Annotated in this window: 26 protein-coding genes; 11 read left to right on the plus strand and 15 right to left on the minus strand. The window is 67.2% G+C overall.

Features of this window, described 5'->3' with window-relative positions:
- Window positions 1-52: 52 nt before the first annotated feature.
- Together AWC12_RS14790 and AWC12_RS14795 are read left to right on the plus strand one after the other, a co-directional pair.
- Window positions 53-1003, plus strand: coding sequence for a LysR family transcriptional regulator (locus AWC12_RS14790; RefSeq protein ID WP_234814032.1), 951 nt, complete (start codon window positions 53-55; stop codon window positions 1001-1003).
- Window positions 1004-1012: 9 nt separating this feature from the next.
- Window positions 1013-1777, plus strand: a complete 765-nt coding sequence (locus tag AWC12_RS14795; RefSeq protein WP_085175202.1) for an alpha/beta fold hydrolase — start codon at window positions 1013-1015, stop codon at window positions 1775-1777.
- 54 nt (window positions 1778-1831) lie between these two features.
- On the opposite strand, the gene AWC12_RS14800 is transcribed toward AWC12_RS14795, so the two are convergent.
- Window positions 1832-2383, minus strand: a complete 552-nt coding sequence (locus AWC12_RS14800) for a TetR/AcrR family transcriptional regulator (protein ID WP_024446840.1) — start codon at window positions 2381-2383, stop codon at window positions 1832-1834.
- Window positions 2384-2426: 43 nt separating this feature from the next.
- Between AWC12_RS14800 and AWC12_RS14805 the strand changes: the two genes are divergently transcribed.
- Entirely contained in the window at window positions 2427-2897 is a 471-nt protein-coding gene (locus AWC12_RS14805) for a hypothetical protein (RefSeq protein ID WP_085175203.1), read from the plus strand.
- Here the strand turns inward: AWC12_RS14805 and hsaB are convergent.
- From hsaB to hsaA, 4 genes are read right to left on the minus strand one after another with little or no spacing between them, the layout of a single operon-like run.
- The gene (hsaB, locus tag AWC12_RS14810) at window positions 2894-3460 is read right to left on the minus strand and encodes a 3-hydroxy-9,10-secoandrosta-1,3,5(10)-triene-9,17-dione monooxygenase reductase subunit (RefSeq protein WP_024446842.1); all 567 of its coding nucleotides are present in this window, start codon (window positions 3458-3460) and stop codon (window positions 2894-2896) included. The two genes, AWC12_RS14805 and hsaB, sit on opposite strands and share 4 nt — an antisense overlap.
- Window positions 3461-3462: 2 nt before the next feature.
- Window positions 3463-4362 carry an iron-dependent extradiol dioxygenase HsaC gene (hsaC, locus tag AWC12_RS14815; RefSeq protein WP_085175205.1) on the minus strand — a complete coding sequence of 300 codons (900 nt, stop codon included), beginning with the start codon at window positions 4360-4362 and terminating at the stop codon, window positions 3463-3465.
- A gap of 13 nt (window positions 4363-4375) precedes the next feature.
- Window positions 4376-5269, minus strand: a complete 894-nt coding sequence (hsaD, locus tag AWC12_RS14820; protein ID WP_024446844.1) for a 4,5:9,10-diseco-3-hydroxy-5,9,17-trioxoandrosta-1(10),2-diene-4-oate hydrolase — start codon at window positions 5267-5269, stop codon at window positions 4376-4378.
- Window positions 5269-6453, minus strand: a complete 1185-nt coding sequence (gene hsaA, locus AWC12_RS14825; RefSeq protein ID WP_024446845.1) for a 3-hydroxy-9,10-secoandrosta-1,3,5(10)-triene-9,17-dione monooxygenase oxygenase subunit — start codon at window positions 6451-6453, stop codon at window positions 5269-5271. Before hsaA ends, hsaD begins: the two co-directional genes overlap by 1 nt.
- 161 nt (window positions 6454-6614) lie before the next feature.
- Here hsaA and AWC12_RS14830 point away from each other — a divergent pair, with 161 nt between their 5' ends.
- Entirely contained in the window at window positions 6615-7694 is a 1080-nt protein-coding gene (locus tag AWC12_RS14830) for a ferredoxin--NADP reductase (RefSeq protein ID WP_085175207.1), read from the plus strand.
- A gap of 22 nt (window positions 7695-7716) precedes the next feature.
- Window positions 7717-8298, plus strand: a complete 582-nt coding sequence (locus AWC12_RS14835; RefSeq protein ID WP_024446847.1) for a hypothetical protein — start codon at window positions 7717-7719, stop codon at window positions 8296-8298.
- On the opposite strand, the gene AWC12_RS14840 is transcribed toward AWC12_RS14835, so the two are convergent.
- Window positions 8295-10445 (minus strand): acyl-CoA dehydrogenase family protein, encoded by a 2151-nt coding sequence (locus tag AWC12_RS14840; protein WP_085175209.1) that lies wholly within the window; start codon window positions 10443-10445, stop codon window positions 8295-8297. The genes AWC12_RS14835 and AWC12_RS14840 overlap by 4 nt on opposite strands.
- A 196-nt stretch (window positions 10446-10641) precedes the next feature.
- Between AWC12_RS14840 and kstR the strand changes: the two genes are divergently transcribed.
- Genes kstR through AWC12_RS14855 form a run of 3 tightly spaced genes read left to right on the plus strand, consistent with a single transcriptional unit; the run spans window position 10642 to window position 12756 of the window.
- Window positions 10642-11328, plus strand: a complete 687-nt coding sequence (kstR, locus tag AWC12_RS14845; RefSeq protein ID WP_024446849.1) for a cholesterol catabolism transcriptional regulator KstR — start codon at window positions 10642-10644, stop codon at window positions 11326-11328.
- Window positions 11329-11331: 3 nt separating this feature from the next.
- Window positions 11332-12090 (plus strand): trehalose-phosphatase, encoded by a 759-nt coding sequence (gene otsB, locus AWC12_RS14850; protein WP_085175211.1) that lies wholly within the window; start codon window positions 11332-11334, stop codon window positions 12088-12090.
- 48 nt (window positions 12091-12138) lie between these two features.
- The gene (locus AWC12_RS14855; protein WP_085175213.1) at window positions 12139-12756 is read left to right on the plus strand and encodes a class I SAM-dependent methyltransferase; all 618 of its coding nucleotides are present in this window, start codon (window positions 12139-12141) and stop codon (window positions 12754-12756) included.
- On the opposite strand, the gene AWC12_RS14860 is transcribed toward AWC12_RS14855, so the two are convergent.
- The 4 genes from AWC12_RS14860 to AWC12_RS14875 are packed head-to-tail and all read right to left on the minus strand — an operon-like array spanning window position 12753 to window position 16546.
- A complete protein-coding gene (locus AWC12_RS14860; protein ID WP_085175215.1) occupies window positions 12753-13853 on the minus strand; it encodes an Rv3575c family transcriptional regulator in 1101 nt (366 codons plus the stop codon). The genes AWC12_RS14855 and AWC12_RS14860 overlap by 4 nt on opposite strands.
- A gap of 38 nt (window positions 13854-13891) precedes the next feature.
- Complete coding sequence (locus AWC12_RS14865; protein ID WP_085175217.1) at window positions 13892-14764, minus strand: metal ABC transporter permease; 873 nt, start codon at window positions 14762-14764, stop codon at window positions 13892-13894.
- Window positions 14761-15573: a metal ABC transporter ATP-binding protein gene (locus AWC12_RS14870; RefSeq protein WP_085175219.1), complete on the minus strand. Its 813-nt coding sequence runs from the start codon at window positions 15571-15573 to the stop codon at window positions 14761-14763. Before AWC12_RS14870 ends, AWC12_RS14865 begins: the two co-directional genes overlap by 4 nt.
- The gene (locus AWC12_RS14875) at window positions 15560-16546 is read right to left on the minus strand and encodes a metal ABC transporter solute-binding protein, Zn/Mn family (protein WP_085175221.1); all 987 of its coding nucleotides are present in this window, start codon (window positions 16544-16546) and stop codon (window positions 15560-15562) included. Before AWC12_RS14875 ends, AWC12_RS14870 begins: the two co-directional genes overlap by 14 nt.
- Window positions 16547-16685: 139 nt before the next feature.
- Here AWC12_RS14875 and AWC12_RS14880 point away from each other — a divergent pair, with 139 nt between their 5' ends.
- Entirely contained in the window at window positions 16686-17798 is a 1113-nt protein-coding gene (locus AWC12_RS14880) for a GGDEF domain-containing protein (protein WP_085175440.1), read from the plus strand.
- A 4-nt stretch (window positions 17799-17802) separates the two neighbouring features.
- Here AWC12_RS14880 and AWC12_RS14885 read toward each other — a convergent pair whose 3' ends face one another.
- The 4 genes from AWC12_RS14885 to aztB are packed head-to-tail and all read right to left on the minus strand — an operon-like array spanning window position 17803 to window position 22808.
- Window positions 17803-18648: a sulfurtransferase gene (locus AWC12_RS14885; RefSeq protein ID WP_085175223.1), complete on the minus strand. Its 846-nt coding sequence runs from the start codon at window positions 18646-18648 to the stop codon at window positions 17803-17805.
- Between the two features lie 22 nt (window positions 18649-18670).
- The gene (gene aztD, locus AWC12_RS14890; protein ID WP_085175225.1) at window positions 18671-19873 is read right to left on the minus strand and encodes a zinc metallochaperone AztD; all 1203 of its coding nucleotides are present in this window, start codon (window positions 19871-19873) and stop codon (window positions 18671-18673) included.
- Window positions 19874-19911: 38 nt separating this feature from the next.
- On the minus strand, window positions 19912-20820 hold the full coding sequence (gene aztC / locus AWC12_RS14895) for a zinc ABC transporter substrate-binding protein AztC (protein WP_085175227.1): 909 nt from the start codon (window positions 20818-20820) through the stop codon (window positions 19912-19914).
- Window positions 20817-22808, minus strand: a complete 1992-nt coding sequence (gene aztB / locus AWC12_RS14900; protein ID WP_085175229.1) for a zinc ABC transporter permease AztB — start codon at window positions 22806-22808, stop codon at window positions 20817-20819. Before aztB ends, aztC begins: the two co-directional genes overlap by 4 nt.
- Window positions 22809-22849: 41 nt before the next feature.
- Between aztB and aztA the strand changes: the two genes are divergently transcribed.
- The gene (aztA, locus tag AWC12_RS14905; RefSeq protein WP_234814012.1) at window positions 22850-23479 is read left to right on the plus strand and encodes a zinc ABC transporter ATP-binding protein AztA; all 630 of its coding nucleotides are present in this window, start codon (window positions 22850-22852) and stop codon (window positions 23477-23479) included.
- A gap of 18 nt (window positions 23480-23497) precedes the next feature.
- The gene (locus AWC12_RS14910) at window positions 23498-24256 is read left to right on the plus strand and encodes a LamB/YcsF family protein (protein ID WP_085175233.1); all 759 of its coding nucleotides are present in this window, start codon (window positions 23498-23500) and stop codon (window positions 24254-24256) included.
- On the opposite strand, the gene AWC12_RS14915 is transcribed toward AWC12_RS14910, so the two are convergent.
- Entirely contained in the window at window positions 24249-24593 is a 345-nt protein-coding gene (locus AWC12_RS14915) for an ArsR/SmtB family transcription factor (RefSeq protein ID WP_085175235.1), read from the minus strand. The genes AWC12_RS14910 and AWC12_RS14915 overlap by 8 nt on opposite strands.
- Window positions 24594-24676 lie beyond the last annotated feature (83 nt).

Here is a 24676-nt window from a genome sequence, read left to right on the forward strand (position 1 = left end):
GTGATGACCGCCACAGATGTAGTGAGTATTCATGCAGCTACCCACCGCAGCAATGGCCAAAACTGCACCGTGTATCTGCAAAAATGCAGACATGGTGTCTCCCGTGCGACGGCCCAGCGCCGATGACCTTCTGGTGCTGCTGTCGGTGGGCCGGACAGGGAAATACACCGCCGCGGCCGACGAACTCGGGCTCAACCACACGACGATCAGCCGCCGTATCGCCGCGCTCGAGGCGGCCGTGGGCGGACGCGTTCTCGCCCGCGTGGCGGGCGGCTGGGAGCTCACCGAGCTCGGCCGCGAAGCGCTGGCCGCCGCCGAGGCCGTCGAGTCCGCGGTCCGATCACTGACCAGCGATGCCGCCGGGCACCGCACGCTGGAAGGCGTCGTCCGGATCTCGGCGACCGACGGTTTCTCCGCCTATATCGCCGCGCCTGCGGCTGCGGCGGTGCAGCGCGAGCATCCCAAGGTGGCGGTGGAGATCGTCGCCGCGACGCGTCGCGCGACCCAGCAACGATCGGGCCTCGACATCGAGGTGGTCGTCGGCGAGCCGAAGGTGCATCGTGCCGAGGCGCTGCGCCTGGGTGACTATTGCCTCGGCCTCTACGCCTCGCAGAGCTACCTCGCCGAGCGCGGTTCCCCCACCGATGTCGCCGATCTGCAGCGGTTTCCGCTCGTCTACTTCATCGACTCGATGCTGCAGGTCGACGACCTGGATCTGGCCGCCAGCTTCGCCCCGGCGATGCGCGAGTCCGTGACGTCGACGAACGTCTTCGTCCACGTCGAGGCGACCAGGGCGTCGGCGGGCATCGGACTGCTGCCCTGCTTCATGGCCGACCGGCACAACGACCTTGCCCGTGTCCTGCCCGCCGAGGTATCGATCCGGCTGACGTACTGGCTCGTCACCCGCGCCGAGACCCTCCGCAGGCCCGAAGTGGCCGCCGTCGTCGGCGCGATTCGAGATCGGGTCGCCGATCAGCAGGATGTGCTGCTGGGTCGGCATTAGCGTTGTGCCATGCCATTTCTGGACACAGACAAAGGACGCGCCTACTACCGTCACTGGGCCGCAGACGATCCCACCGCCGCTGTCGTCTTCCTGCACGGCTTCGGCGAACACACCGGCGTCTATCACCGCTACGGCTTCGCGCTGAACGCGGCCGGCATCGACCTGTGGGCAGTCGACCAATTCGGGCACGGGCTCAGCCCCGGCGACCGAGGCGACTTCGGCACCATCGAGGACAGCTCAGCACTGGCCGATCAACTCACCGAGCTGGCTGCTCAGCGCGGCGTCCCGCTGATCGCCCAGGGCCATTCCTTTGGCTCGATCGTGACCCTCTTCCGGCTGCTCGACGATCCCGAGCGATACCTGGCCGGCGTCGTCTCGGGCGCGCCGCTGGCACCGATATCCGAACTGCTCGACACGGACACGTCCTTCGACCTGGACCCCGACTGGCTGTCTGCGGACCCGTTCTACATCGACGCGATGATCAACGATCCGCTGGCGTTCGTCGACGCCGACGGCACGGCTCTGGCCCGTGAACTCGACCGCGCCTGGGACCGGTTCGGCGCGGAACTGCCGTCACTGGCGGTGCCGACGCTGGCGGTGCACGGCGTCATCGATCCGATCGCCCCGATCGGCGCGGTGGCCGCCTATGCAGACCAGATCGGCCCGCTGCAGTTGGCGGCGTTCGACGGTCTGCGACACGACATCCTGAACGAGACCGAGCATCGTGCTGTGGCAGCCACAGTCACCGACTTCATCACAGGTCAGCTGGGCTGACAGCGAGTTATCCACAGCAGTTGTGCACAGTGGGGATGAATCACACCCGTGTGATTAGGAGCCGAGCAGCAGACGCGCGGCATCCTCCACGACGCGACGGCGAGTGCTGCGCGGATGGTCCGCGGCGATCAGGTGGTCTCCGATGACGAGGGAGAACGCGAGCAGAGCCCGCGCCTCGACATCGGTCTCGTTGCCGGACATCGTTGCGATCAGTTCCCGCAGATAATCCATTCTGCGGTTGTCGACCCGGCGCAGCCGCGCGGCAACGACGTCGTCGCGGCGCGCCCAATCCCGCACGGCGAGATCCAGCGGAAGCAACTCCGGCGAGAACGTCAGCATGCCGGCTTTGCGGACCTTGCTCTGCGCGTCGCCGCCCTCTGTTTCGACACGTCGTCGAACGTCGTCGATGCTGCGCCGCTCCCAGGTGTCGAGCATTGCGTCGACCAGTTCACCCCGGCTCCCGAACTGCCGGTAGAAGCCGCCCCGGGTGACTTCGAGCCGCTTCGCGAGCACTTCGACCCGAACGGCGTCGGGACCGTCCTGCGCCAACACGGCGAGCCCCGCATCGATCCACGCCTCTCTGGGCGTACGCACTGGCGGTGGCATGACATCCATCCTACGATAGATACAGTACTGTTCTGTATCTATCATGGGAGACGAGTCGATGACCGTGGACCGCATCGAACCGGACGACGCGCTTCTGGCGTGCACGACGCTCGAGGTCATCGATCACATCGATGTCCATCTCCTGCGCACCGATGCTCGGCGCAGCCCGCAGCAGTGGGCCAGGGAGATCCTCGAAAACGTCTCGGCGACGCGGGCGCTCAGTCTGCGCGCCGGATGGACACTGCTCGGCATCAAGCTCCAGTACGGTGACCGCGATGCCGTCGCCGGCTGGTCGGTAGCCCACGACGACGCCGAATACATTCGGCTGCAAAGTGATTCGTTCACCGGACTGACAGGCGAGTTGGTCACACGGGTAACCGGCGAAGGTGTCGTGTTCGCCACGTTCGTGCGCGTGGACGGCGCCGTGGCGCGATTCCTGTGGGACCGAGCGCTCGCAGCGCACCTCATGATCGTCGCGACGCTGCTCGCCGAGGCCGGGGAGCGCGCGAGCTAAAGCCAGGTGTCGTCGGTGGTCGCGGTGAGGAAGGCTTCGAGGTCGTTGCGCCAGTCGGCAGGTGTGTTCTTCTCGGGCTCGATGCCGGTGTACTGGCCCTGATAGAACAGCAGCGGTCGCGGCTTCTTCTTCGGGACGTCCGAGAGCGAGTGCACGGCACCGAACACCACGAAGTGGTCACCGCCGTCGATCACCGAATGCACCGAGCAGTCGATGTGCGCTAACGACCCGTCGATGATCGGGGAGCCGAGCTTCGAAGGGCTCCAGTCGATTCCGGCGAACTTGTCCGGCTCCCGGGATCCGAAGCGGGCCGACACGTGCTGCTGGTTCTCGTGCAGGATGTTGACGCAGAAATTGCCACTCGCCTCGATGGCCGCCCAGGACCGCGAAACCTTGGTCGGGCAGAACAGCACCAGCGGCGGCTCCAGCGACAGCGCAGCGAACGACTGGCACGCGAACCCAACAGGGGCACCGTCGTGCACGGTGGTGATCACGGTGATGCCGGTACAGAACTGCCCCAGCACATTCCGGAACGTGCGCGGGTCGATCGGAGGATTCGACACGTCTACTTGAAGCCGACGCTGAAGTCGTGCCCCCACAGCGAGACGGCCGTGCTCTCGCGGGCCACCCAGTCCTTGTCGTCGACTTCGAGCCCCTCGCAACCGAACTCGATGTCAAAGCCGCCGGGCGTCTTCATGTAGAAGGACAACATCTTGTCGTTGACGTGCCTACCGAGTGTGGCCGACATCTTCACCTTGCGGCGCAGCGCGCGGTCCAGGCACAGACCCACGTCGTCGGCTTCGCCGACCTCGACCATGAGATGCACGATGCCACTGGGGGTTTCGCCGGGCATGAACGCAAGGCTGTGATGGCGGGGATTCACGCCGAGGAAGCGCAGCCACGCCGGCGCGCCGTCGGCGGGACGGCCCACCAGTTGCGGAGGCAGCTTCATCGAGTCGCGCAGGAAGAATCCGAGAACGTCGCGGTAGAAGTGCAGCGTCTCGGCGTCGTCGCGGGTCGTCAGCACCACGTGACCGAGGCCCTGCTCTTCGGTGACGAACTTGTGGCCGTACGGGCTCACGACGCGACGGTGCTCCAGCGCGACGCCGTGGAACACTTCGAGCGTATTGCCCGACGGGTCGTCGAAGATGATCATCTCGTCGACGCGCCGGTCGGCGAGCTGAGTGGCGGTCGCCTCCTTGTAGGGCGTTCCCTCCATGTCCAGCCGAGAACGGATGTCCTGCAGCTGTGCGGCATTCGCGGTCTCCCAGCCGGATTCGAGCAGGCGGTCATGCTCACCGGGAACGATGATCAGCCGCGCGGGGAACTCGTCCATCCGCAGATACAGCGCGCCCTCTGTCGAGCCGCTTCCCTCGACCATGCCGAGAACCTTGAGCCCGTACTCGCGCCAGGCACCGACATCGGTGGCCTCGATACGCAGATATCCCAAAGACTTGATCGTCACGATCTGTCCCCCCTTACGTCTTGAGGAAATCGATGGTGAGCTTGTTGAATTCGTCGAACTTCTCCAGCTGCGCCCAGTGACCGCACTGCCCGAAGACGTGCAACTGCACCCGCGGAATCTGCTTGAGCGCCACCAGCGCACCGTCGAGCGGATTCACCCGGTCCTCGCGACCCCAGATCAGCAGTACCCGCTGGCGCAGCTTGTACACGTCGCGCCACATCATGCCGAGCTCGAAGTCCGCGCCGGCGAACGACTTTCCCATCGCCTTGGTCGCGGCCAACGACTCGGGGGTGCTGGCGATCTGGAACCGCTCCTCGACCAACTCCGGGGTGATCATGTTCTGGTCGTAGACCATGATGCGCAGGAACTTCTCGATGTTCTCCCGCGTCGGGTCAGCGGCGAACCTGCCGAGCAGCTTGACACCCTCGGTCGGGTCCGGCGCGAACAGGTTGACGCTCAACCCACCCGGCCCCATCAGGACCAGTTTGCCCGCGCGCTTGCCGTTGTCGAGCGCGAACCGGACCGCGGTGCCGCCACCGAGTGAATTGCCCACCAGGTCGGCACTTTCGATGCCGAGGTGGTCGAACAGGTTGAGCAGCGCGGTCGCGCTGTACCGGTTGTACTGCTCGTGCTCGGTATGCTTGTCCGAGTGTCCGTAACCGGGCTGATCGACGGCCAGCACGTGAAACTGCTGGGCCAGCACCGGGATGTTGCGCCCGAAATTCGACCAGCTCGACGCCCCCGGCCCACCACCGTGCAACAGCACCACGGTGCGCGCGGCAGGGTCGCCGGCCTCGTGATAGTGCAGGCGCATGGCCGGACCCTTGCCGCGGACATCGGCAAATCGCGAGGTGGACTCGAACGTGATCTCCTGCTGCTGAGCCGCTTCGGCGGCGAAGGACGTCACTAGACCATCGTGTCCTGAGGCGGGAGGCCGAACGCGTCGTTGCCGAAGATCAGGTACGCGCGCTCGGGTTCGTTGGCAGCATGCACCCGACCGGCGTGTGCGTCGCGCCAGAACCGTTGCACCGGCTGATCGAGCTGCAGCGCCGTGGCACCCGAGGCCTCGAACAAGAGGTCTATCGAGGCGATCGCGCGCGCGGTGGCGCGGACCTGGTCGCGACGAGCGGCCGCACGCAGCGAGAACGGGATCTCCTGACCGGACTGCAGCAGCCGGTATTCCTCCCCGACATTGCCGATCAGCTGGCGCCAGCCGGCGTCGATGTCGCTGGCGGCCTCGGCGATCCGGATCTTCGCGAATGGATCTTCCTTGGACTTCTCGCCGGCGAAGGCGGCGCGCACGCGCTTGCCCTGATGTTCGACGTGGGCGTCGTACGCGCCGTAGGCCATCCCCATGATCGGGGCGCTGATCGTCGTGGGATGCATGGTGCCCCAGGGCATCTTGTAGACGGGGGCGGTGTTGGTCTGGTAGCCGCCGGCGGTGCCGTCGTTCATAGCCTTGTACGACAGGAACCGGTGGCGGGGGACGAACACGTCCTTCACCACGACGGTGTTGCTGCCGGTGGCCTTGAGGCCGACGACGTTCCACACGTCGTCGATGCGGTAATCGCTGCGCGGGATCAGGAAGCTGCCGAAGTCGACCGGACGGCCGTCCTTGATCACCGGCCCGCCGAGAAACGCCCAGGTTGCGTGGTCACAGCCCGAGGACCACTGCCAGGCGCCGCTGACGAGGTAGCCGCCGTCGACCACCGTGCCCGCGCCCATCGGGGCATAGGAGGACGACACTCGCACCGTGGGATCTTCACCCCACACGTCTTCCTGGGCCTGCTGGTCGAACAGCGCCAGATGCCAGTTGTGCACGCCGATGATCGAGGACACCCAGCCCGTCGACCCGCACGCACTCGCGATGCGCCGAACGGCTTCGTAGAACAGGGTGGGATCGCACTGGAGACCACCCCATTGCTCGGGCTGCAGGAGCTTGAAGAACCCGACCTCGTCGAGTTCGTCCACCGTCTCGTCCGGAAGGCGCCGCAGTTCCTCAGCTGCCGCGGCGCGCTTGGCGATGCGCGGCAGAAGATCGTCGATACCGGCTAGAACCGACTGCGCGTCGCGCTGTTCAATGGTTGTCACTGGTGTGCCTCCCGGGGCGTGCGAGCTGACGTATCAAAGATTAGAACACGTTACGATTTGTGTCGAGTAGCGCCGCCCTGTGCATGCTGGACCTGCGCACATGCATTTCTGTAACCTGTTCTAATTATGACCGACCTGAGCGTGGAGAGAGGGCCCCTCTTGTGACGGACGTTGCCGCCGACGAGCCGCTGGGCAGCCATGTCCTCGAACTCGAGATCGCCCACGTCATCGACGAGACGACGGATTCGCGTTCGCTGGTGTTCAAGTCTCCCGCCGACGCGCCGGTTCCACCGGAGAAGCTTCGCTATTCGCCGGGTCAGTTCCTCACACTGCGCGTGCCCAGCGACCGCACCGGGTCGGTGGCCCGCTGCTACTCGCTGTGCAGTTCGCCGTTCACCGGCGATCCGCTGACCGTCACGGTGAAGCGCACCGCCGACGGTTACGCATCGAACTGGCTGTGCGACAACGCGCATGCAGGCATGCGGATGCACGTCCTGGCTCCGTCGGGCACATTCGTCCCCAAAACGCTCGACACCGATTTTCTGCTGCTCGCGGGGGGCAGCGGCATCACGCCGATGCTCGCGATCCTGAAGTCTGCGCTGTCGGAGGGCACCGGCAAGGTCACGCTGATCTACGCCAACCGCGACGAGAAGTCCGTCATCTTCGCCGAGACGCTGCGCGATCTGGCCGCCAAATATCCCGATCGGCTCACCGCGATCCACTGGCTGGAAACCGTCCAGGGTCTGCCCAATGTGCAGGCGCTGTCGGAACTGTTCGCGCCCTACAGCGGGCGCGAGGCGTTCATCTGCGGCCCCGGGCCGTTCATGGCCGCTGCCGAGGAGGCACTCAAGGTCGCCGGGACACCGGCCGAGAAAGTCCACATCGAGGTCTTCAAGTCGCTTGAGTCCGATCCGTTCGCTCGCGTGACGATCGCCGCCGACGATCCGGACGACAGCGACGAGGGTCCGGCCACCGTCGTCGTGACACTCGACGGCACCACCCACGAGGTGACCTGGCCACGCAAGGCGAAGCTGCTCGACGTGCTGCTGGACAAGGGCCTCGACGCACCGTTCTCCTGCCGCGAAGGGCACTGCGGCGCGTGCGCCGTGCTCAAGAAGTCCGGCGAGATCGAGATGGACGTCAACGACGTTCTGGAGCAGCAGGACCTCGACGAGGGACTCATCCTGGCCTGCCAGGCGCACCCGAAAACCGATTCGGTCGAAGTCACCTTCGACGAGTAGCGAGGGGATTACCTTCATCACGATGAACCGGCTTGCAGGAATGGCGGCGCTTGCCCTGGCGGCGACGGCGGCGCTCGGCAGCGCACCGACGTCAGGCGCTGCGTCCAACACGGGCGTGTCCTCGATCCCCGTCGACCCGGCCACCCAGATCCAGATGCACATCACCGCCAATTGCGTCGCGGCCGAGGCCAAGTGCTACTTCAACACCTCGGCCAACCTGCTGGGCCCCGGCGGCCCCACCGGGTTTCCCGGCGACACATGGGCCCGGCAGACGGTGACGCTGCGGAGCTCCGACCGCGACGTCTATCAGGAAGCCTGGTACAGCGCGCCGGCGGGCGTACCTCGAGAACTCAAGGGCGCCAACCACAACAACGTCCTGTCGAAGCTCTACAAGGGCCTTCGCGACGTCGAGATCTCGGTGACGACGTTCGGCGGCGGACCGATCCAGCGCTTCACGACCGACGGCGACTCCAAACCGCTGGACTGGGCGACCGGCCAGCCCGCCACCGGCGCCGACTTCATCGCGTGCTCACAGATCCAGGTGGTCTACAGCGGAGTCAACCTGACCACCCCGACCGCCTGCGCCCAGACGACGTTCGGCTAGCGAGGCAGGCCGAGCAGCCGCTCGCCGGCCATCGTCAAAAGGATCTGCTCGGTCCCGCCCGCGATGGTCAGGCAGCGCGTGTTGAGGAAGTCGTGCACCAGCTTGTCCACCACGACTCCCGCACCTTCGGACAGATCCATCCGGAACTCCGCCAGGGCCTGCCGGTAGCGGACGCCGATCAGCTTCCGGGCGCTGGCCTGAGGTCCGGGGTCCTGGCCGTCGACGGCGAGCTGGGCGATGCGCTGGTCGAGAAGCGAGCCGACCTGCGCCGTGACGATCAGCTGGCCGAGCTGATCTTGTTGCGCACCATCGAGATCCAACTCTGAGACGACGCGCAGCAGCTCCTCCATCGGATTTCCCAGCGCCGTGCCCTGGGCCATCGCGACGCGCTCGTTGGCCAGCGTGGTGCGCGCCAGCCGCCACCCGTCGTTGACCTGTCCGACCACCATCTCGTCGGGGACGAAGACGTCGTCGAAGAACACCTCGTTGAACAGTTCGTCGCCGGTGATCTCGCGCAGCGGCCGGATCACGATGCCCGGGCTCTTCATGTCGACGAGGAAGTACGTGATGCCCTTATGCTTTGGAGCGTTTTGGTCCGTCCGGGCCAGGCACACCCCCCAGTGCGCCTTCTGCGCCGCCGAGGTCCACACCTTCTGCCCGGTGAGCTTCCAGCCGGAATCATCCTCCGCACGAACGGCTTTCATCCGCAGCGCCGCCAGATCCGAGCCCGCGCCCGGCTCGCTGAACAGCTGGCACCACGTCAGCTCGCCGCGCAGCGTCGCAGGCACGAACTGCTCGACCTGCTCGGGGCTGCCGTGTTCGAGAATCGTCGGCACGGCCCACCACCCGATCACCAGATCCGGCCGCACCACACCCGCAGTCGCCAACTCCTGATCGATGAGCAACTGCTCGGCCGGACCTGCGGCGCGCCCGTACGGCTTGGGCCAGTGCGGCGCGAGCAGTCCCGTGTCGGCGAAGGCGAACTGCCGCCTGTCTTCCGGCGCGGCAGCGATCTCGGCCACCTTCGAAGCGATTTCGGGTCGTAGATCGGCGACCGAGTCCAGATCGATGTGCAGGTCCCTGCGTACCCCCTGCAGCGTCAGGTCCGCCACCCGGCGCAGCCACCGCGACCGGCCGCCGAGGAACTGCGCAATGCCGTAAGCCCGGCGCAGGTACAGGTGCGCGTCGTGTTCCCAGGTGATGCCGATTCCGCCGAGCACCTGGATGCAGTCCTTGGCGTTGGCCTTGGCGGCCTCGATGCCCACCGACGCCGCCAGCGCCGCCGCGATCGACAACTGCGCGGCATCGGTTGCCGCATCGTCTTCGCCGGCAGCGCGCGCCGCGTCCGCCGCGGCCACCGAAGCCTGCTCGGAGCGCAGCAGCATCTCGGCGCACATGTGCTTGATGGCCTGGAAGCTGCCGATCGGCTTGCCGAACTGCTCGCGGACCTTCGCGTACTCCGTCGCGGTGTTCAGCAGCCAGCGGGCCAGACCCGCGGCCTCCGCGGCCAGCAGCGTCGCCGCGAGATCGACGACGCGCTGAGCGGGCACGTCCAGTTCCTGGGCGGGCGCATCCTCGAGGACTACACGCGCGAGGGGCCGGGAGAAGTCGGTCGCCTGCAGGGGTTCGATCGTGACCCCCGGCGCGGCGCCGTCCACCAGCAGCCACGTCTGTCCGGCGGGCAGCAGCAGCACTCCGGTGGAGTCTGCGCCGAGCACGAAGGCCGCGTCTCCGGACGCCTTGCCGGCGGCGTAGGCGAGGTCGGCGTCCAGCGTCAGCCCTGCGGTGCGCTCCCCCGTTGCGAGGGCCTCGAGAAGCTCGGTCTGTGAATCCGGCAACACCAGGGTGGCCAGCGCCGTCGTTGCCACCGGTCCGGGAACCAGCGCGGCAGCCGCCTCGTCGACCATCGCCGCCAGGTCGGCCACCGTGCCGTCGGCGCCGCCGTGCTCCTCGGTCAGCGCCACGCCGAAGATCCCTAGTTCGGCCAGCCTGCCGTACGGGGCGCGCCAGGCGTCGGCGTCACCGTGTTCGACATCGCGTGCGGCTTCGACGGCCGCGGACGCAGCGGCCCAGGTCCGCACCAGTTCGCGGGCGGCGGACTGTTCATCGGTGGCGACCGCCGAGGTGTGGGAAAGGCCAGTGGACACCGGGACTCCTAGCGTTTGGGCGAGAAGACGGTGCTTCCCACTAGAACGTGTTCTAATAGTGCCAGCGTTCGAGCGTCAAGTCGAACGCCATTACAGCAGGACACGTCGGTGTCGCGTGGGCACGGAGGTGGGAAATTCGTGATGGGCATGCGTATCGTTTTCTCAGAGATCGCATCACTAAGGAGCCACTCACCGCATGTCTGGGACGTCCGAGTTGTCTGAGATATCCGCGGGTAAGTCACCGTCTGACTCCCGCCCACGTCAGGTCATGAACGTGGCGGTGCTGGCCGAGTCCGAGCTGGGTTCCGAAGCTCAGCGTGAGCGCCGTAAGCGCATCCTCGATGCCACGCTGGCGATCGCGTCGAAGGGCGGCTACGAAGCGGTCCAGATGCGGGCCGTGGCCGAACGCGCCGACGTCGCCGTGGGCACGCTGTACCGATACTTCCCGTCGAAGGTCCACCTGCTTGTGTCCGCGCTGGGGCGGGAGTTCGAGCGCATTGACGCCAAGACCGACCGCGCGGCACTGGCCGCAGGCGCGACGGCCTATCAGCGCCTCAACATCATGGTCGGCAAGCTGAACCGGGCGATGCAACGCAATCCGCTGTTGACCGAGGCGATGACGCGGGCCTTCGTTTTCGCCGACGCGTCCGCGGCCGGCGAGGTCGACCACGTGGGCAAGCTGATGGACTCGATGTTCGCCCGGGCGATGAGCGACGGCGAGCCGACCGAGGACCAGTACCACATCGCGCGCGTCATCTCGGATGTGTGGCTGTCGAATCTGCTGGCCTGGCTGACCCGGCGCGCCTCGGCGACTGACGTCGCCAAGAGGCTGGACCTGGCCGTGCGGCTGCTCATCGGAGATGGCGACCAGCCTAAGATCTAGGCCGTGAGCCTGCCGCCGGAGTTGCTGGACGCGCTCGACTCGGCGGCGACAACGCCCCGACTGCTGGTCACCTCCGATTTCGACGGCACCCTGGCGCCGATCGTCGGCAATCCCGCCGACGCCCGCCCACTGCCCGTGGCGGCAGCTGCGCTGATCGAGTTGGCCGGATTGCCCGCAACGTCGGCCGCCCTGATCTCCGGCCGCGCACTCCAGACGCTGCGCGAGCTGTCATCGATGCCCACGGCGGTCCATCTGGTCGGCAGCCACGGCGCCGAGTTCGAGGCCGGGTTCGCCCACCAGATCGACACCGTGCTGCTGCAGACCATCACCGACGCGCTGACGGCAATCGCGGCGGACAAGCCCGGCGTGGCGGTCGAGACGAAGCCGGCCAGCGTCGCGTTGCACGTGCGCAACGCATCCCCCGCCGACGGTGATGCAGCGCTGGCCGCCGCCTGGGACGCCGCGACCCACTGGGACGCGCATGTGACGACAGGCAAGGCCGTGCTCGAGTTCGCAGTCGTCACCACCGACAAGGGTGAGGCCATCGACATTCTGCGCGGCGAGAAGGACGCGACGGTCGTGGTGTTCTTCGGCGACGACGTCACCGACGAAAAGGCCTTTGCCCGGCTCGGCGAATTCGACATCGGGGTCAAGGTGGGGCCGGGCGATACGGCGGCCAGCTACCGGATCGACTCCCCCGACGATGTCGCGGCCGCGCTGCGGTATCTCGCAGACCGGCGAGCCGAACGCCCACTTGCCTGATCGGCAATAGTATTTGCAATCTCCCCGGGACCGAATCACATTGGGAACATGACTGATTCAACTTTGGGTGCCGAGTGGGATGAGCGCTATGCCTCTTGGGCCGATCAGATCCCCGACGACTCACCCAGTGCCGTGATGGTCGAGGTCGCCGAGAAGCTCACGCCCGGAACAGCTTTTGACGTCGGCTGCGGTATCGGCGCCAACGCCATTTGGCTCGCGACGCACGGCTGGACCACTACCGCGCTGGACGTCTCCCAGGTCGCACTGGACCGGGCCGCCGCTCGCGCCGCATCATCCGGTGCGAGAGTCCGGTGGGTGTGCAGCCGTCTGGAGGACTTCGAAGTGCCGCCGAACGGCTTCGATCTTGTCACAGCGCACTATCCCGCGCTTCTGCACTCGCCGGACCATGACGCTGAGCGCGCACTGCTCGCGGCCGTCGCTCCCGGCGGCACACTGCTGGTCGTGTACCACGCCGATGTCGACGTCGAGAAGGCGAAGTCTTACGGCTTCGACCCTGCCGACTACCTCAGTCACGACGACGTTGTCGGCGCCCTCGGGGACGAGTGGGATGTCGCCGTCGAAGGTCGGCGTCCCCGCGACGTGCCCGCCGGCCTCGACGGTCAGCACACCCACGACGACGTCATCGTGGCGCGCAGGAACCGCTAGGCCGGCGGACCCGAGGTCCGGCCGCGGACCACTTCGGTGTCAAGGATCTCGATGACGGGCAGACCGGTCCGAGGTGGGCTGTGCAGGATTTCCCCCGCGCGACGCCCCTTCTCGACGCTCGGCTGGATCACCGTGGTCAGTCCGCGCTGACGCGCCTCGGGCACACCGTCGAATCCCGTCACGGTGATCTGCCCGGGCACGTAGATGCCTTTCGCGCGTAGATGGTCCATGGCCGACAGAGCGAGCACGTCGGCCGTGCACATCAGCGCTGTGATCCGCGGATTGGCCTCCAGTGCGACGTCGGCGCCTGCACCGCCCGACGCCGGCAGGTGCTCATAGCTCTCGACGACGGTGAGCGATTCCGGATCCATACCCGCGGCGGTCATCGCATCGTAGACACCGCGGATCCGTTCGCTCTGAACGTGGAAGTGCGGCGTCCGGACGCGATCAGGGTCGGCCAGCGCGGGACCGGGACCACCGTGCGGCCAGTCGCGCCCCAACCGCATGGTGAGCAACCCGATCTCGCGGTGACCGAGCTCGATGACGTGCTCGGCGAGGCGGCGCATCGCGGCCCGGTCGTCGATGCCGACGCGGGATGCACCGGGAACACCCTTGGGCTGATCGACCACCACCACGGGGAGGTGACGTTGCAGTACGGCCGGGAGATAGGGGTCGTCGTCGGAGGCGGAGTACACGACGAAACCGTCCACGCCAGCGGCCAGCACGGCCGCCGATCCGTCGGCGACGCTGCGGTTGGGCCCTACGGCGACCAGCAGCAGACCCTGCCCGACCATTTCACACGACTCGGCAAGCCCCGCAACGAAATCGAGGGCGGCGGGGTCACTGAACGAGTAGTTCAGCGGCTCGGTGATCACCAGGCCGACCGCCCCGGCTTTGCGGGTGCGCAGCGACCGTGCGACGGGATCCGGCCCGGGGTACCCGAGTTGCTTGGCAGTGGACAGCACCCGTTCGCGCAACTCCGCCGACAGCTGGTCGGGGCGGTTGTACGCATTGCTGACAGTGGTGCGTGAAACCTTGAGCTCAGCGGCGAGCGAGGCCAGGGTCGCACGCCGCCTCGGCGTCGGACTCCTGGACATGCTCTCTGAGGTTAGTGGATGGCGTCTGCCCAGACGCGTTATGCACCTACGCGCGCCGCAAACCGCGTGCTCGGCCGCGGTGCCCGACAACCCGCCCACACCAGCAGCCACACCGCACACGCGATCGTGACGATGACGAAGCTCGGCGGCATGTTGAACATCGCCGACAAGACCAGACCCGCCCACACCGACACCAGGCCGATCACCGCCGACACGGCCATGGCCAGGATCGGCCGCGCCGTCAACATCAGCGCCGTGGCCGCCGGGGTCACGACGAGTGCGAACAGCAGCAGCGTGCCCACCGCTTGGACCGCCATCGTCACCGTCAGGCCGAGCAGGACCATGAACGCGATCGACAACGCCCGCACCGGAACACCCTTGGCCTCGGCCACCTTGACGTTCACCGAGGTGAAGAGCAAGGGGCGGAAGATAAAAGCGACACCGGCGGCCGTCAGCAGCAGCAGCGCGAAGAAGGACAGCAGCTGCTGGGAGCTGATGGCCAGCAGATTGCCGAACAGCACGTTGGTCAGCGTCGACGAATTGCGGGTGGCCAGCGAATTGAAGAGCAACCCGAGGCCGGTCGCGAATGCGAGCACGGTGCCCGTGGCGACCTCGCGATCCGACGTCCGCTTCCCCAACGCACCGATCACCAGCGCCCCGCCGATGCAAAAGGCGCCGAGCCCCGCCGCGGCGGGCAGTCCGATCAGCACGGCACCCGTCGCCCCCGGAAGACCGATGTGAGCCAGTGCGTGGGCCGCGAATGCCGAGTGCCGCACCACGATGAAGTACCCCATCAGGCCGGCGGCCAGCGCCACGATCGTGCCGCCCATCCAGGCGTTGCGCATGAAGGAAGAGCCGAGAATGTGCAGCCAGTTGTCCTGATAGCCGAGTGCGACGACCGTCTCGGTCACCCTCCGCTCCGCATATAGAGCTCACCCTGCAGCGTGTGGGCGACCTGGATCTTGGTCCCGTACATATGGGTGAGCAGACTCGAGTCGACCACCTGGTCGAGCGCGGCGTGGTGGGCGTGTCCGTCCAGGAGATAGATCGCGCTGTCGAGCACGGCGAGCATCGGGTTGAGGTCGTGCAGGACGACGAGGATGGTCACCCCCAGCTCCCGCTTGAGGCGGGCAAGTACCGCGACGATCTCGTGTTGGCTGCGCAGGTCCAGCGACGCGAGCGGTTCGTCGAGGATCAGCATGCGGGGGCGCGACACCAGAGCGCTTGCCAGAGCGATCCGCTGCCGCTGCCCACCGGAGAGGTCCGAAAGCCGACGATCGGCGAGGTCTGCCGCGTCCACCCAGCCCAGCGCTTCGTCGACCCGGCTCCTATCGGCGGCCGTCGTCCGGGAGAATCCCCAGCGCCGCCCGGTCAGGCCAAGCAGCACGGCATCGCGTGCGCGAATGGCCTCGTTGGCGTTGGCATCGTAATTCTGTGGCACGTAGCCGATTTCGTCGTTGACGGTGCCCGGACGACTGCCGTGGACCCTGACCGAACCCGACGAGACGGGGAGCAGCCCGAGGATCACCTGCAGCAGGGTGGTCTTGCCGGAGCCGTTGGGGCCGATGATGGCGACGAAACGGCCGGATTCGACGCGGAAGCTCGACTCCGACCACACTGTCCGCCCTGCGCGTTCGACGCTGACGTTGTCGAATTCAAGCGCGGCGTCGAACTCACGCGCGGCGTCGAACTCAAGCGCGGCTGGCTCAGGTGATGACATCGAAGGCCTTGGCAAGTGCGTCGAGTTGCGCCACCTGCCAATCCTGGAACGTTTTCGCCTCGGGGGGCAAGGTTTCGGTGACGTCGACAATCGGAATGCCCGCCTGCTCGGCCGCCGAGCGGATCTGCTCGGGCACCGAGCCCTCGGTCTGGGTGTTGTAGATCAGCACGTCGACGCCTCGGTTGGACAAGAGATTGAGGAAGGCGTCGAGGTCGGCCGGTGACGGTTCGCTCTCGTTGGCGGCGGCGACCTGGTAACCCTCGGGAGTCCGGTTGGTCAATCCGAGCGCGGCAGCCATGTCGTCGAACACGCTCTCGCTTGCCGCGTACGACTTTCCCGCTGCGCCGTTCTTGATCGCGGCGATCGTGTCGTCGTAGGGCTTCATCGATGCTGTGAAGTCGGAGCGACGCTGCGCGAAATAGCTTGCGCCGTCGGCAGAGAGCTTGCTGAGTTCAGCGGTCACCGCATCGCTGACACCGTTGACCGCAGTCGGGTTGTACCACACGTGCGGATTTGCTTCTCCGTGCTCGTGGCCGTGCTCCCCCTCGTGGTCGTGGCCTGCCTCTTCGTGTCCGTCATGTCCCTCGGGCGCTTCGTGGCCGCTGAGTTCGACGGCGTTGATCACGGCCGCATCGGGGGCCGACGTCTCGGCCAGCTTCGCGGCCCACTCGTCGTAATGTCCGCCGTTGAGAACCACGAGCTGGGCGCCTTCGAAGGCGACGGCGTCCGACGGCGCGGGCTCGTAGTCGTGCGGATCGACGGACGAACTGGCCAACACGGTCGTGACGTTGGCGCAGGCGCCACCGAGCTGAGAGACGATGCTGCCCCACTGGTCGACGCTGACCACGACGTTGACCGGTTCGGTCGGGCAGTCGCCTTGCGCGCCGCCGGACGCGCTGTTGTCGGTACCGCTGCAGGCAGCGAGTGCGAGCGGCAGACATGCGGCCAGGGCCGCGGCCAGCGGACGCACCATTCGAGAGGAGCAGATCACCCCGCAACGATAACCGTTTTCATTAGTAATCGCACACCGCGGACTTCTGTCATCGCAGCGATTCCCGCTCACGCCGCGGCACCGGGCCACTACCGTGACGGCTCAGGGGGTGGGCCGCGACATGAGTTCGACGCATTCGGGCCGGCGCACGGTTACCGATGTCGCAGGGCGCTGGTGGCGGCAAGCCGATCAATTCGATTGGCTCAGCGGCTATCTGCACGCCCGAGGGCTGGCGAAGCCAACCCGCCGCCTGATGGCCGTGGTGTCCGGCGCATTGATCTTCATGGCCCTCGGAGTCCTCGGGACGCTGGACACCGCTCCCGTTCTGACGCTGACGGTCAGCACCGCGGCGGCCGTCGCGGGCATCGGGTACGCCTCGCTGTGGCTGCGGCGGTGGCCGACGAAACGTCAATCGTTGGCGATGGGTGTCGTCGGGTCCGCTTTGATCGTCGTGGGCTCGGTCATGCAGACGGATCCGGTGATCGCGCTGATGGGCTGCACGGGGTTGGTGGTGACCGGCGGCTACCTGGCGTTCTTCCATGACACGCGAGCCGTCCTGTTCAATCTCGCCATGGCCACCGCCGCGGCCGGGTTCTGCGCCTGGCGGGTGCTGGTGGCCCATGACAGCACCATCGCCGCCGTCGCCGGGTTCTGGCTGATCGTCGAACTCAACCTCGTAGTGCCGCTGGCGATACAGACCGTGGTGCGCACCATGGGGGCTGACGTCGTGCGCTCCGACCACGATGCCCTGACCGGTCTGCTGAACCGTCGCGCCTTCTACGAACGGGCGACCGTGCTGCTGACGTCGCCGTCGGCCGACCTTCAGCTACTTGTCGTCATGATCGATCTGGACAGATTCAAGCACCTCAACGACACCTACGGGCACCTCGCCGGTGACGAAGCGCTGGCCGCGGTGGGCTGGGCGCTTCGCCAGGCCAGCCCGAGTTCGGCCATCATCGGTCGGGCCGGCGGCGAGGAGTTCCTGGTCATCGCCACACTGCCCGCGGCCGAGGCCGACCTTCTCCCCGCGACGCTCTGTGCCGCGATCGCCGCACTGCCCCATCCGGTGACAGCCAGCGTCGGCGCGGCGATCACGCAGTGGAGTTCCGTGCCCGATGCCGGCGCGGCGATCGAGAGCCTCATCGCGACGGCCGATGCCGCGATGTATCAGGCCAAACGCGACGGCGGGAACAAGGCTCTGGTGCAGCGGGCCGCATCACGATTCCGAACCTGACCCGCTACGGTCCGGTGGCGATTTCACGAGAAGGATCGCTGCTCCACTGCGACCACGAGCCGGGGAACAATTTCGCCTCGACGCCGGCCTCGCGCAGTGCCGCGATGGTCACCGCGGCCGTCACACCCGAGCCGCAGTAGACACCGACCTCGCCGCCTCCGGCTCCGCGTTCCCCGAAGAAGTGCGTCAGGTCGGCCTCGGACAGGAACGTCCCATCGGCCGACAGGGCTGCGGTGCTGGGAGCGTTGCGCGCCCCCGGGATGTGTCCAGCCACCGGATCGACGGGTTCGGTCTCACCTCGGAAGCGTTCGGGTGCACGCGCGTCGAGCAGCACTCCCCCGAATCCCGTGACCTCGTCGGCGGTCAGGGTCGGCAGCGCACCGTGGTATAGGTCGAGGAATCGAACGGTTGCATCGCCGGGCTCCTTTGTGACTGAACCGGTTTCAAGATCACCTCCGGACGCCGTCCAGGCGGACAGGCCGCCGTCGAGAATCCGCACATCTGCGATTCCGGCCGCGGTGAGCACCCACCAGGCGCGTGCGGATCCGGCACGGTTCCAGTCGTCGTAGACGACGACCGGGACGCCTTCCCTGAGGCCCCAGCGCCGCGCCGATTCCTGCAGGGCTGCGCCCGAGGGCAGCGGATGCCTGCCGCGGCCGGGCACGCTGTGATCGGACAGCTCCTCGTCGAGCGAGACATATACCGCACCGGGCACGTGTCCTCGGGAGTGCGCCTCGCGTCCGTCGGGCTCAGCCAGTTCCCAACGGACGTCGAGGACACTCACGGGCTGACCGGAGGCGATCAGATCCGCCAGTTCTGTTGCGGTGACGAGAATGTCAGAACGGGTCATCGCCCCATGGTGCCACCGACGATCAGTGCTCGTGACCCACGGCACCGCTGAGCTCGTTGGGCGTCTGATCCAGGGTCACCGACTCGGTGATGGTTCCCGCCTCCAGGTCGACGAGATGGATCTGCTTGGTGGCGGGATCGGACACGTACACCGCGTCCTCACGGGTGAAGATCGCGGGGCGCGGCTCCTGCCAGTCGTCGGGCTCCGTCCAGACACCGGTGACCTCTATCGTTTTCACCTGCGCTCCGGTGACCGGATCGAAGACATGGAGCTCGCCGTCTGTTCCGAGAACCAGTGCCTCGGCCTGTGGGCCTCGTGCCAGCGACCGGAAGGTGTAGCTGACCGACGGCGGCAACGCGACGATGCGCATCTGGTCGGTCGTCGTATCGATCAGCGCGACCTGCTCGGGCCGTTCCAGTTCGGCGTCCGGGTCGATTTTCATGTCGCCGAGTGCGACCGGTGAATCGTCGTGCCCCTTTGTCGTTCCGATCCGACCGTATGGAGTGGGGCTCGCGATCTTGGTGAACTTCCCATTCGCGTACTCCAATGCCCCGTTCTCGCAACCCAAGACCACCACCTCGTCGGCCACGACGGTCTCGCCGTGCAGCCCTGGGCAGTCCTCGCTGCGCGCGATCTCGCGGTCGCCCTGCAAAGCTACTGCGCCGGTGCGCGTTTCGGAATCGCCGAGGCTGTGGACGAGAGTGCCGTCGGACAGGATCACCGCGACGCCGTGATGCGCCTGCGGAGTCGTGAAGTTCTCCGTCTGCGGCATGCCGCCGCCTTCGAGGGCGTGTGGGTCGAACGCGGTGATCTCTCCTGAGCCGTCGGCGAACAGTACCGTGTGCTCCCCGTGGACCACGACGTGGCCTGCCTCGTCCGCGGGGAACGTGTCCTCGGTCAGTTGCCCTCCCGCGGCGTCGAGGATCCGGAACCCCTCGTTTGTCGTCACGAGCACGTGGCCTTCATCGCCGGCGGGGTTGACCCGCAGGAACCCGTCCAATGGGATGTCCTGCTTGACCTCAAGGGTTTCGCCGTCGAGGACATAGAGCCCGCCGTCGTAGGTGACTGCCAGCGGCTCGGGAATGGGAGTCTGCGCCCCAGCGGCCGACGTGGATGCCGTGCTGCCGGCGCCGTCGGCGTTGTCGCTGCCCGACGAGCAGGCGGTCAGGGCCACCGCCGCGCACGACATCGCTCCTATGCGGTGAAGCCACCGTTGTTGGGACATGTTCGCTCCTTTCCGAGCGGATAGGGAATGGCCTTCGGCTATCGCAGGCCGGCAACGATGGCGTCGGTGTTGGCGCGCATCATGTCGAGGCAGGTGGCGCCGGGTGTACCTGGCGGGCTGAGGGATTCGCTGTAGAGGGAGACGATCTCGACGTCGACGCCTGCCTCGTCGGCGAGCACCCGGGCCAGCTTCTCGGGCTGCGAGGAGTCGACGAAGATGGCCGGCACGCGCGCCGACTCGATTGCGTCGACCAGCGATCGGAGATCTGCGGCGCTCGGTGCCGCGAGCGTGGTGCCGCTGGGGACGACAGCGCCGATCACCGTGAAGCCGAAACGGTCTGCGAGATAACCCAGCACGTGGTGGTTGGTCACCAGCTTGCGCCGGTCGGCGGGAATGCTGCTGAAACCGTCGTGCATTGCGGTGTCGAGTTCGCGCAGCTGGGCCCGGTAGGACTCGGCGTTGCGCGAGACCGCGTCCCCGTCGATGCCCGCGACCTCGCGGACTGCCTCCTCGATGGCCTCTACCGCTGCGATCATGCGTTGGGGATCGGTCCAGAAGTGCGGGTCGGGACCTCCCGCGTCGTCGCCCGTGACGTACCGGATGGGATCGATGCGGTCGCCCACAGCCAGCGTCGGAACACCCTCGGCTGCAGCGCTTTCGACGTTGCGCAAGACGTTCTCCTCCAGCCCGAGGCCGTTGTAGACGATCAGTCCGGCACTGCCCATCGCCGCTGCATCCTGCGCGGAGACGCCGAAGGAGTGTGGATCGGCGTTGGGCTGCATCAGGACCCGGACGGCCGCCGTATCGCCGACGACATTGCGGACGACGTCGCCGAGGATGTTCGTCGTGACGACGATCTCGCCGGCACGCGCTGTTGCTCCTGCGCCGCACGCGGTGACGAGCGCACCAGCGATGGCGATGATGCAGGCCAGCGTCCGCCTGGTCACCGGCCCGCCTCGACCATCAAACCGGGGGTGACCTCAGTGCGCAGGGTTCGCGCCACCCGCAGGCCGTCGGCGTAGTCGATCTCGTACACCTCCCGGGTGCCTGCGTTGTTCACATAGGCGCGGTCGGAGTCGATCTCGATGACCGGCTGCGGATCTTCGGCGGGAACGGCGTTCGCGAACAACGGGACTCGGGCCTTCTCGACCCGCGACTGTACGTCGAAGGAGCCGAGTGTCCCGTCGCGGTGCAACACAAGAACGGTGCCGTCGCCCGCGGTGTTCGTCGTCACGGCATCAGGAACCGGTATCAACGTCCACGAGCGCTGCCTACTATCGAGCACCCAGACGGTGCCCGCCGAGAGCCCGGCGAAGACGTCAGCGCGGTCGCGGTGATCCATGCGCGTGGGCCGTTGTGCCGGGGCATCGGCGGGAAATGGTGCCTGCGTCGCCGCGAGATCACCGTCGCCGCCGGTGATCCTCATCGCGCCATCCGCGCACCCGAACACGACGGCGCGCCGCGTCGCCATCGCCCACGTCGGGCTCGGACATCTGCCGGCGATGTCCTTAGTGCCGGTGTCGTCGAGGACCTGCACCCTGCCCGAGTCGGTGACCACGACCACGCGAGCGCCGTAGGGCACTGCCGCTGCGACGTCCGACCCCACCGCCAGGCCGGCGGGCGCCTCGACCTTTTTCTCACCGAGGGCGTCCCTGTCGATCAGTTGCGTTGTGCCCATTGCCGTCCGGACGGCGGCCGTCGAATTGCTCGCGTTGACGCTTACGGCCGGGGCCTCGAGTGTCGCGACTTCCGACGGTGCGGTCGCGAAGTAGTGGTAGTGGTCGCCGTGGTCGAAAGTCCATGCGCCGGCGTCGACGACCGTGGTGCGCCCGCCGGTCTGTAGGTACGCGAATCGGCCGTCGCCGGCCACACCCGCCACGGGCCCGTACGACCCGATGGGCGTCTCGGCCTCGTCGACGGCGTCGTACACCGAGGTCTTGCCAGTTCCGGGGTCGACGAGCACGAGCTTCGTTGAAGCACCGTCGAGTTCGCGCGCCCCTTCGACGACGGCTACGCCGTCGCTGGTCACCGAATGTTGTTGCTGCGGCGATGGTCCCGCGCCGTCGGCACAGGCCGCGACGACGCACGCCGAGGCCGCCACCGCCGAAATCTTCCCCCACTTCGTGCGCATCGCCGAGAGCAGCGACGACGCGAAGAACAACAGCACCGCGACTCCGGCGATCGTCGCGCCGCCCGCGGTCCCGGCGTACCAGGAGATCAGGAGACCCGCGTAGACCGCCAACGCCCCGACCATCGACGAGAGCAGCATGATTCTCGGAATGGAACGGACCCACAGGAGCGCTGCAGCAGGGGGCGCGATGAGCAGACCTAGCACCAGCAGGGTTCCGACCACGTGGAACGAGGCCACCATGGCCACGGCCATGAGCACGATCAGCACCGGGATCGCCACTCGCGGACGCAGTCCCAGCGTTGCCGCCTTTCGGGGGTCGAAGGTCACGGCGACGAAGGCGCGGTGCCCCGCCGCGGCCGCAACCGCGGTCAGCATCAGTGCCGCACCCAACACCATCAGATCCGTTGTGCGCACCGCGAACACGTCACCGAAGAGAAAGCCGGTCAGGTCGACGGCGAAGCTCCGTGATCGCGACACCACGATCACTCCGAGGGCGAGCATCCCCACCAGCAGCAGTCCGATGCTCGTGTCTGACGACAGCTTCGACGAGCGACCGATCGCGGCGACTCCCAGCGCCATCAGCAGGGCCGCGATCAGGCCGCCGACCATCAGGCTGATGCCGAGCAGCGCAGCCACCGCGACGCCGGGCAGCATGCCGTGCGTCATAGCTTCTCCGAGGAAAACATTGCCGCGCAACAGCACCCAGCATCCGACCAGCGAGCACAGGCACGCGGCAAGCACACCGGCGATGAGCGCATGCCAGACCATGTCGGACTGGAAGGGCTCGATCAGCCAGTGGGTCATGCCGTAAACTTCTAGCAGTAATGACAATCATTTTCAATAAGGTGACCTCCGTCACCGCACCGATACGCCTTTGCGGTGTCGACTTCAGCCACCCCGGGGCGACGGTGTTCCGCGGGCTGACCCTGACGATCACGCCGAATGCCGTCACGGCCGTGGTGGGTTCCAACGGCTGCGGCAAGTCGACATTGCTGGGACTCCTGGCGGGCGTGCTCTCGCCGGACGCGGGAAAGGTGGAGACCGAAGCGGGCGAGGTCGCGTTCGCCGTCCAGCGCAGCGCGGTCACCGACGCCTTCCCCCTCACCACCTTCGACGCGGTGATGATGGGGCGCTGGCGGCGCCTCGGACTGCTGCGCCGACCTAAGGCTGTCGATAGGGCGATCGTCGAGCACTGGCTGACCGAGCTCGGCCTCGCGGATCTGCGGAACCGCACGCTCGGCGAACTGTCCGGCGGCCAACGGCAACGCGTCCTTCTCGCACAGGCTTTCGCGCAGCAGGCGCCGCTGGTGCTGCTCGACGAGCCGACCACGGGCCTGGATTCGGGATCAGCGGCCGTCGTGGTCGAGCATCTGCGCCACCTCGCCGGCGCGGGGACCACCGTCGTGGCCGCAACCCATGACGCCGCGATGATCTCCGCCGCCGATCACCGCGTCGACCTCGACACGGCGCGATAGCGCACTAGCCTGGGGACCATGACCGCGGTCGACCTGAACGCCGATCTAGGTGAGGGCTTCGGGGTGTGGACCCTCGGCGACGACGACGCGATGCTCGACATCGTCACGTCCGCCAACGTCGCCTGCGGATTCCACGCCGGCGATCCGGCCACCCTTGCGCGAGTATGCCGGGCCGCGGCGCACCGCGGGGTCAAGATCGGTGCGCAGGTCAGCTACCGCGACCTCGCCGGATTCGGGCGGCGGTTCATCGACGCCAGCCCCGAGGACCTGACTGCCGACGTCATGTACCAGATCGGCGCGCTCTGCGCACTGGCCGAGGCCGCCGGCTCGGCGGTGTCATATGTGAAACCCCATGGTGCCCTGTATAACTCGATCGTCACCCACCGTCAGCAGGCACACGCCGTCGCCGAAGCCATACACGCCGTGGACCCCGCGCTGCCCGTGCTCGGGCTAGCCGGGTCGGTGTTCTTCGCCGCCGCCGACGACCTCGGGCTGCGCACCGTGCCCGAGGCGTTCGCCGACCGCTCCTACCGCGCCGACGGCCAACTGGTGTCCCGGCGCGAACGCAACGCCGTCCTGCACGACCCCGACCAGATCGCCGACCGTGTCATCTCGATGGTCACCAAGGGGCGGGTCGACGCCGTGGACGGCTCGACGATTCCGATCACCGTCGAGTCGGTGTGCGTACACGGGGATTCGCCGGGCGCGGTGCACATCGCGACCGCGGTACGCGACAGGCTGATCGCCGAGGGCGTGGCGCTGTCGCCCTTCAGCTGACGCCCGCCTCCCAATTGGCGCTACGCACCACACTGTCGAGCAGGCCTGGGATGGCCGCATCGACCTGCTCGCGACGCAGCTTCTGGTAGGCGAGGCCGTCGACGACGAGACGCTCGGTGACGCCGGCCTCTCGGAGGATCTTGAAATGGTGCGTCGCGGTCGACTTGTTGATGCCGTCGTAAAGCGCACCGCACTGCAGCGGGGCGCCCGCGTTGTACAGGCGCCGCACGATCTCGAGCCGGACGGGGTCGTGGATCGCGGCCAGCACCTGCTGAACGGCAGCGACCGGGTGCGTCGGGTAGGCCGCCTGGTCCGTGACCAGCGCTTGGTCGGTCATGGGAATAAGCCTCGCAATACTCGGTTTGATCTACGTCGAACCGAGCGTACGCTCAGACGGGTTCGATATCGGTCAAACCGCAC

Origin of the sequence: Mycolicibacterium iranicum, from assembly GCF_002101705.1 — a bacterium.
Classification (GTDB): Bacteria; Actinomycetota; Actinomycetes; order Mycobacteriales; family Mycobacteriaceae; genus Mycobacterium; species Mycobacterium iranicum.